1 protein-coding gene is annotated in these 1,497 nt (G+C 37.1%); it reads left to right on the top strand.

The window, feature by feature from the left end:
- Positions 1–101: 101 nt before the first annotated feature.
- The gene (locus tag ACY3XC_RS28640; RefSeq protein ID WP_464871566.1) at positions 102–1,268 is read left to right on the top strand and encodes an IS256 family transposase; all 1,167 of its coding nucleotides are present in this window, start codon (positions 102–104) and stop codon (positions 1,266–1,268) included.
- Positions 1,269–1,497: the final 229 nt, after the last annotated feature.

The raw sequence follows: 1,497 nt of genomic DNA on the forward strand, positions 1-1,497 counted from the left end.
GATTAAGTCCGTATAATTGTGTAAAAAGAAAAGGGGTCATTTTTATCCTACTTGGCTACAATGTTTAACAACGACGATAAACATAGGAAAGAGGAATAAAAATGACCCAATTACAGTTTAGCCTAGATATGGAAATTTTAAAAGACTCAGTGATGAATTCAAATATAGACAACGTTGTTAAATCAGCTGTTGTTCTGGTTTTGAATGAGTACATGGAGAAAGAAAGAAAAGATTATTTACACGCTGCCGCGTATGAACGCTCTGATGAGCGTCGTGATTACCGAAATGGCTACTACGAACGTGAATTAACGATGAGTATCGGTAAAATAAAACTTAAGGTTCCTAGAACTCGTAATGGTGAGTTTTCACCTTCGGTTTTTGAGAAGTATGCACGTTGTGACCAGGCACTAGTTCTCTCTATGCTAGAGATGGTTATCAATGGCGTTTCTACACGTAAAGTTACAAATATTGTGGAACAACTTTGTGGTGAAAGTAAGTCAAAATCGTTTGTTTCTTCACTTACTCAGAAGCTTGATCCTATTATTAATGATTGGGCCAAACGGCCCTTAAATTTAAGGTATTATCCTTTTATTTTCGTAGATGCAATGTATATAAAAGTGCGTGAACATCATCGTGTCGTCTCTAAGGCTGTTTATATTGCCACTGCCATCACTGAAAGCAAAACACGTGAAATACTTGGGTTAAGTGTGGATCATGCGGAGAGTTATGAAAGTTGGAGTCGCTTTCTCCAACAACTTAAATCACGTGGTCTTCAATCCCCAAAACTCGTCATTTCAGATGCTCACCAAGGGCTTCAAAAGGCGATTCAGCGTGAATTTATTGGGACTAGCTGGCAAAGGTGTAACGTCCATTTTAAACGTAATATTATAGAAAGGCTTCCAAAAAAGGACTCAGCGGAAATACGTATGATGATTAAGCGTATTTTTGATGCAGTCACAATTGAGGATATGCGGAATTTTAAAGGTGAACTGATGAGCCAGTTTGGGGATAATCCTAAATACGAACAAGCTCTGAAAATATTAGATGAAGGTTTCGAAGATACCATACAATACATGGAACACCCAGAAGAAATCCGTTGTCATATCCGTAGTACAAATTCTCTTGAGCGATTAAATCAGGAAGTCCGAAGAAGAGAAAAAGTAATTCGTATTTACCCAAATACACAATCTGCCTTTCGTTTAGTAGGAGCTGTTTTAATGCAATATCAAGAAACCAATTATTCAAAGCAGAAACCTATAAAAAGGTAGTTGTTTAATTTTCAACGTACTTCCATTTATGGATTATTCCATATCCAGTCAAGGCTATCAAAGGAAAAACCGCCTTTGACACCCTTGACTGGATATGGAGATTCAAACCCATGGAAGTAACGCTCGAAAAATGTTTAGGGGATAAGTCGGCTGATCATATATATTTGACATAACAAAATTCGGTTGAAAACATTGTTTAGCGAATTTACACAAAATCAAGGGCTTGACT

The organism is Bacillus sp. CZDM1, assembly GCF_055502545.1.